This window comes from Streptomyces lonarensis (assembly GCF_012033735.1).
In the GTDB taxonomy this organism is placed as follows: Bacteria; Actinomycetota; Actinomycetes; order Streptomycetales; family Streptomycetaceae; genus Streptomyces; species Streptomyces lonarensis.
Window position 1 is genome coordinate 1 of record NZ_JAAVJD010000268.1, and the last position, 6,428, is coordinate 6,428.

Below are 6,428 nucleotides of genomic sequence, written 5' to 3' on the forward strand. Positions count from 1 at the left end.
GGCCCGCCGGGCCCGGCGGGTGCCGATGCGGACGGCGCACCAGAGCGCTGTGCCGCCCACCACCACGAGTTGGGCGGCGAAGATCAGCCAGAACAGCGCGCCGGCGGGCAGCGCCGCGGGGTCGGCCTGCGGCCATGCCCCGGCGATGTCGGCGGGGGCGGTGAGCAGGGAACGCAGCGCGCCGGCGGTGCTGGTGAAGGTGACACCGTCCGGCCACCGCCCGGCGCGCAGCAGGCCGCCGAGGCCGGTGGAGGACCACACCAGCAGCGTGACCGAGATGGCGAGCGCGAGGGAGCCGACGATGGCCGCGTCGGGAACCCCGCCGCCTCGCCTGCCGCCGGGCCCGGCGCCCGGACCGTAGCGGTCCGCGGGCGGTCGGTGGCCGTCCGGGCCGTAGGGGTCCGGGCCGTAGCCGCCCGGGCCGGGCACGTAGGGACCAGAGGCGTAGGGGTCGGGGGCGTAGGGGTCGGGCCCGCCCTGCGGGTGGCTCATCGTGCGGTTCCTCCCCCGGTCACCGCGTGTACCGCTTGTCGAAGGAGACCGGCCCGGCGTCGAGCGCCAGGGGTGGCAGTTCCTCCTCCAGCTCGGCGGGGGCGCGGGGAGAGCCCTCGGTCATGGCGCGGTCGGTGAAGACCAGGGGTCGTTCGGCCTCGGTGATCAGGTGCTTGACCACCTGCACGTTGCCGTTGACGTCCCAGACCGCCATGCCGGGGGTGAGCGTGGGGATGATCTCCACCGCCCAGCGGGGCAGGCCCAGCACCTGCCCGGTGGCGCGGGCCTCGTCGGACTTCTGCGCGTACACGGTGCGGGTGGAGGCCATCTTCAGGATCGCCGCGGCCTCCTTCGCCGCCGCGCCGTCCACCACGTCGGAGAGGTGGTGGACCACCGCGACGAAGGAGAGGCCGAGGCGCCGGCCGAACTTCAGCAGTCGCTGGAACAGCTGCGCGACGAAGGGTGAGTTGATGATGTGCCAGGCCTCTTCCACCAGGAAGATGCGCTTCTTGCGGTCGGGCCGGATCCAGGTGTGCTCCAGCCAGACCCCGACCATCGCCATGAGGATCGGCATCGCGATGGAGTTGCGGTCGATGTGGGACAGGTCGAAGACGGTCAGCGGCGCGTCGAGGTCGATCCCGACCGTGGTGGGCCCGTCGAACATGCCGCGCAGGTCACCGTCGACCAGGCGGTCCAGCACGAGGGCGACATCGAGGCCCCAGGCGCGGACGTCCTCCGGGGCCACGTTCATGGCGTGGGCGGACTCGGGCCGGGGGTGGCGCAGCCGTTCCACGATGTCGGAGAGGATCGGCTGCCGACCCGCCGTCTCCTGGGTGACGGTCTCCACCACGTGGGCGTGGGCGACCTTCAGGGCGAACCCCGAACGCTCGTTGAGGCCGCGGCCCATCGCGACCTCGATGATGGTCCGCAGCAGCGCGAGTTGGCCGGTCGCGGTGATCGCGGGGTCGAGCGGGTTGAGACGGATGGACTGCTCGATGGCCGCCATCGGGTCGAGGCGGATGGGGGTGATGCCGAGCGCCTCGGCGATGAGGTTCCACTCGCCCACGCCGTCCTCGCCCTGGGCGTCGAGGACGACGACCTGACGGTCGCGGAACCGCAGCTGGCGGAGGACGTACGTCTTCTCCAGCGCGGACTTGCCGTTGCCGGACTCACCGAGGACGAGCCAGTGGGGCGCGGGGAGTTGCTGCCCGTAGAGCTGGAACGGGTCGTAGATGTACCCCTTGCCGCTGTAGACCTCACGGCCGATGATCACGCCGGAGTCGCCCAGCCCGGGCGCGGCCGTCGGCAGGTAGACGGCCTGGGCCTGCCCGGTGGAGGTGCGGACCGGCAGCCGGGTCGTCTCGGCCTTGCCGAAGAGCATGCCGGTGAAGGCGTCGGTGAGAGCGGACATCGGGTCACGGGGCAGCACGGAGGTACCTCCTCGCCTCGGGCCCCGCGGCGGGGCGCCAGAGGCTGCCCGCCGGGCGGCCGGTGGGTGGTGGCGCGGTGCGTCCGACGGGCGGTGGAGCGTCCCGCAGGGCCCGGCGGAAGGTTTCGCCCGGTGCGTGGCCGGGCCGCCGGCGGGCGGTCACCGGATTCCCGTCGCGAACGGCAGGGTGTTCACGAACGCCCGGTGGTGCTCGCGGTCGCACCACTCCAGCTTCAGGTACGACTTGCCCGCGGAGGCGCGGATGGTGCGCTTGTCGCGGGCGAGCGCCTCGGGGTTGGGCGACGAGACCGTCAGGTAGCCGACCAGGTTGACGCCCGCGGCGCCGGAGGCGAGGTCGTCACCGCGCTGGTCGACGCGGCTGTGCGCGGCGACGTCCCGCGGGTCGACGGTGCGGTTCATCTTCGCCGCGCGGGCTGCCTCCGCCTCATCGTTGGTCTTCTCCGTCAGCATCCGCTCGATGGCGACGTCGGTGGGCTCCAGGTCCATGCAGACGGCGACGGTCCGGATGACGTCCGGGGTGTGGACCAGCAGCGGGGCCAGGAAGTTGACGCCGACCGGCGTCAACGGCCACTCCTTCACCCAGGCGGTGGCGTGGCACCAGGGGGCGCGCGTCACCGACTCGCGGGTCTTGGCCCGCAGGAACGTCGCCTCGCGGGCGTCGAGTTCAGCTGGCCAGGCGTTGCGCTGCGACATGGCCTGGATGTGGTCGATCGGGTGGTCGGGGTCGTACATGGAGTGGATCAGCGAGGAGAGCCGCGCCTCGCCGAGGGGCTGCCGCACCCGGATGTCCGCCTCGGCCAACCGTGCGCAGATGTCCGTGAGTTCGCGGGCCATGACGACGGCGAGCGCCTCGTCCTGCGTCATGCGGGTGCCCCGGCCGCCCCGGGAGGCGGCGCGGGAGGCGCGGGCGATGGTCGCGGCCTCGTGGGCCAGGTCCCCGTTGTGGCGCATGCACGCGACGAGGTAGGCGCGGTGCTGCTCGCTGGAGGTGGAGACCATGGACTGGAGCTGGTCGTAGGAGTCCTGCAGCCAGTTCGGCGCGGTGAAGTCGCCCCGCTCGGAGACGTCGTGGGCGTGCGCGTCGGGGTCGGCGGGCAGCGTCCGCGCCAGCATCTGGAGCCGCGTGACGAACCCGTCGCCGTTGGCCACGTGCTTGAGGAGGGTCCCGAAGCGGTCGACCAGTGCCTCCTGGTCCTCGCTGTCGCGCAGGCCGACGCCGGGGCCCTCGATCTCGATGGCGGCGGTCACGGTGCGGCGGTCGGCGTGGAGGAGCACGGCGATCTCGTCCGGACCGAACGGCGCGGCGAGCCAGCTGACCCGGCCGACCCCGGGAGGGGCACCGACGGCGACCTCGCGCCCGTCCAGCGAGATGCCGGCCTCGGCCGCGGACGACCGGTACCTGGCGCCGCGGCGCTGGGTACGCCGGAACGTCCGGTTGATCTCGAACCACTTGTAGAACGTACGGCCGTTGTACGGCACGAACACCGCCGCCAGTGCGAGCGCAGGGAACCCCACCAGAGCGATCAGGCGGGGCATCAGCGCGGGGATCAGAAGGCCACTCATCATGCCCAGGAAGGCACCGAGGAGGATGAGCGCGAGCTCCCCCGTCTCCCGGTTCTTGCCGATGATGGCATGGGGACGGGCGCGGCCGATGAGGTAGGTGCGGCGCCGGGGGAACGACGCCGGAGGCGCGGTCACCGGTCACCTCCCTGCCTCGGCGGGCCGCCGGCCCGGCCGCCGCCCTCGCCACCGCGGGCGCCGTGGGCGGCCATGCCGCCCGCCATCGGGTTGGTGGGCCGCGACGCCCCGCCGGACGCCTGCCCGCCGCCACCCTGCGCACCGCCGCCCTCGCCACCGCGGGCGCCGTGAGCGCCCATGCCCTGGCGCAGCACGGTCGCCGGCGTGGCGATCGCCGCGCTGGCGGCGCGGTTGGAGGTGTCGCGGCGCATCGACCGGTGGCTGACGATGTCGTCGCCGAAACCGGGCACGAAGCGGTAGATCATGGCCGAGGCGAAGATCGCGAGGATGATGATGGCGAGGCCGGAGACGATCGCGGAGAACGCCGTCGGCCCCTCGGAGGTGGACAGCGCCGAGGCGAGGCCGAGCACGATCACGATGACCGGCTTCACCAGGATCACTGCCAGCATGATCCCCGCCCAGCGGCGGACGTGGCCCCAGAGGTTCTTGTCGACCAGCCCCGCGTAGACGGCGGTGCCCAGCAGTGCGCCGACATACAGCAGCGCCGCGCGGATGACCAGTTCGAGCCAGAGCACGCCGGCGGCGAGGATGGAGATCAGCGAGACGACGATCAGCATGATCGGACCGCCGCCGATGTCGTCGCCCGTTTCGAGCGCGGCGCTGAACTGGCCGAAGAAAGCGTCGGAGTTGTCGCCTGCTCCGGAGGCGATCACTTCCGTCACACCGTCGGTGGCGGCGACGATCACGTAGAGGATCAGGGGGGTGAACGCCGACGCCATGACGGTCAGCCAGAGATAACCGACCGCCTCGGAGATGGCCGTCGTCAGCGGTACCCCGCGCACGGCCCGCTTGGTGACGGCCAGCAGCCACAGCGTCAGGGTGAGGACGGTGGAGGCCGCGAACACCACGGCGTACTGGCGGAGGAACGCGGGGTTGGTGAAGTCCACGTTGGTGGTGTTGCTGACGGCGGTCGAGAGCTGGTCCACCACCCACGCGGCTGCCTCGGCGCAGCCCTGTGCCAGGGTCGCGAGCGGGTCGAGGGTGGTGTCGAGCCGCGGCGTCTGCACCCCGCCGCCCGCCCCGTCGCCGTCCAAGCAGTAGTCCTGAGCAGGACCGCGGATGAGCTCACACGGGTCCTCCTCGTCCTCGTCCTGAGCGAAGGCGCGGCCGGCCGAAGCTGCCCCGAGGGCGAGGAACGCTGCCAGCCCGCCGCCGAGGCCGATCCAACGTGTCCGGGCGTTAGCGCGCATACGTGAAGCCTCCGTACTGCTCGCTGGCCTCTGCCATTTCCTCTGCCGTCGAGGCGCGCTGGTCGCGCCCCACGGGTACCGGACCGTCCGACTGGTCGAAGTCCACGACTTTCCAGTCGTCCTGCTCCCAGACGAGTTGGAACGTGTTGGTGTACCAGGCTTCTGTCACCGGGTTGGTCGATGCCTCGCCAGCCAGCCCGAACAGCGACGTGTACCAGACCGATACTGTCGCGGTCTCGTCGTCGTGATCAAGGAGGTTGGTTCCCACGGGGACCACCCGAGCCACGAAGGTCATGCCGGTAGGAGGCGAAGCGGCCTCGTCAAGGCCCACTCGTTCAAGGAACTGCGGGTCGGTGTAGATGCGATCCAGTTCGGAGCCTCGGCCGGCCGCCGCCTCCGCGGTGTATATCGACTCGACGATGCGGTGCCGCGTCTCGGTCGCGAACATGCCTTCGCCGCCGAGGGCCACGGCGTAGTTGGCCGCGGCGCTCTCCGCACCCTGCTGGGTCTGCGGGAACCCGCTCGGTATGCCGTCCACCGGATTGTCCACGGGGTTCTCGCCACTGGGCGCGGTGGGGGCCGGGCCGGGGTTGCCGGCGGAGTCGCCGTCGGCGGAGCCGCCCGACGGGCCGTCGTCACCGGCGCGGTTGGCGAAGACGATGGCGGCGATGAGGATCAGGAAGACGCCGACGACGGTGGTGAGGTTGCGCCGGGGCGACGGGCCGCTGCGGCGCTTCCGGTCGCCCGGTTCCTCGTCCGGGTAGTGAGTGCGTGTCTGCGAGGGGATTCCGCGCTCGCTCGCATCGTCGTAGTCGTCGCCGTAGCTCATCGTCCGCGTCCCCTCAACGGCAGCGAGTCTATTACCTCCTCACACGACGTTAGCGCTTGTGGCGTGGGACCGAGTCGAAGCTGACCGGATTGACCGGTCCGCGAGACCGTCTCCACACACCGTGCGCGGCGTACGCGGGCGCCGTGAGCAGTCGTGGTCGGGGTGCGACGGCTGCCGCGGCCGACGTTTTCCGGAACGAATGCCACCGCGATGGGTGGTACGACCAGCTTGTCGCCCGGGTGCGCCCCGCCCGCCGGCCCGTGCGCCCGCGTATCGCGGGGGCGGCCGCAGCAGCGGCTGTACCGGCTGCGGGGCCGGCCGAATGCGTGGAGGGACCGCCGCCACGGCATCGATTCAGCCACGCCGGTGTCGCCGCCCTCCGCAGCGAACGCATCGCTCGTGAAGTGAGCTTCTCGAAAGGCGTGTTGGTGGCCGGCGGCACGTGGCCCGCGCCGGAGGGTCAGCGGTGGATGACGGGGGCGTGTTCCGGTGCGACCTGCGGCAGAGTGGCCACCCGCTGGAACGGCGGCGGGCCCGGGGGCGGCGCGCCGTCCAGCACGGAACGAGCAGCGGGGCGCGGCGCGTTGCCTCCGGTCACCGCGTTGGCGCGGGCTGCGCCGGCGAGGAAGCGGGCGGTTCCGGTGCCGCGCACCGCGGCACGCGCCGGGCCGGCGCGGGACGGCCCGGTCGCCTCGGCGGGGGCGACGGG

General features: G+C 72.4%; 4 protein-coding genes and 2 pseudogenes. All 6 read right to left on the reverse strand.

Annotated features, from left to right (window positions below):
- Positions 1 to 492: pseudogene (locus HCN56_RS22380) on the reverse strand (hypothetical protein); the annotation flags it as partial.
- Between the two features lie 19 nt (positions 493 to 511).
- A complete protein-coding gene (locus HCN56_RS22385; protein ID WP_167973978.1) occupies positions 512 to 1,903 on the reverse strand; it encodes an ATP-binding protein in 1,392 nt (463 codons plus the stop codon).
- Between the two features lie 177 nt (positions 1,904 to 2,080).
- Positions 2,081 to 3,640 carry an SCO6880 family protein gene (locus HCN56_RS22390; protein WP_167973972.1) on the reverse strand — a complete coding sequence of 520 codons (1,560 nt, stop codon included), beginning with the start codon at positions 3,638 to 3,640 and terminating at the stop codon, positions 2,081 to 2,083.
- A complete protein-coding gene (locus HCN56_RS22395; protein WP_167973974.1) occupies positions 3,637 to 4,890 on the reverse strand; it encodes a hypothetical protein in 1,254 nt (417 codons plus the stop codon). Before HCN56_RS22395 ends, HCN56_RS22390 begins: the two co-directional genes overlap by 4 nt.
- On the reverse strand, positions 4,880 to 5,719 hold the full coding sequence (locus tag HCN56_RS22400) for a hypothetical protein (protein WP_167973976.1): 840 nt from the start codon (positions 5,717 to 5,719) through the stop codon (positions 4,880 to 4,882). The genes HCN56_RS22395 and HCN56_RS22400 overlap by 11 nt, the downstream gene beginning before the upstream one ends.
- A 460-nt stretch (positions 5,720 to 6,179) precedes the next feature.
- Positions 6,180 to 6,428: pseudogene (locus HCN56_RS22405) on the reverse strand (hypothetical protein); the annotation flags it as partial.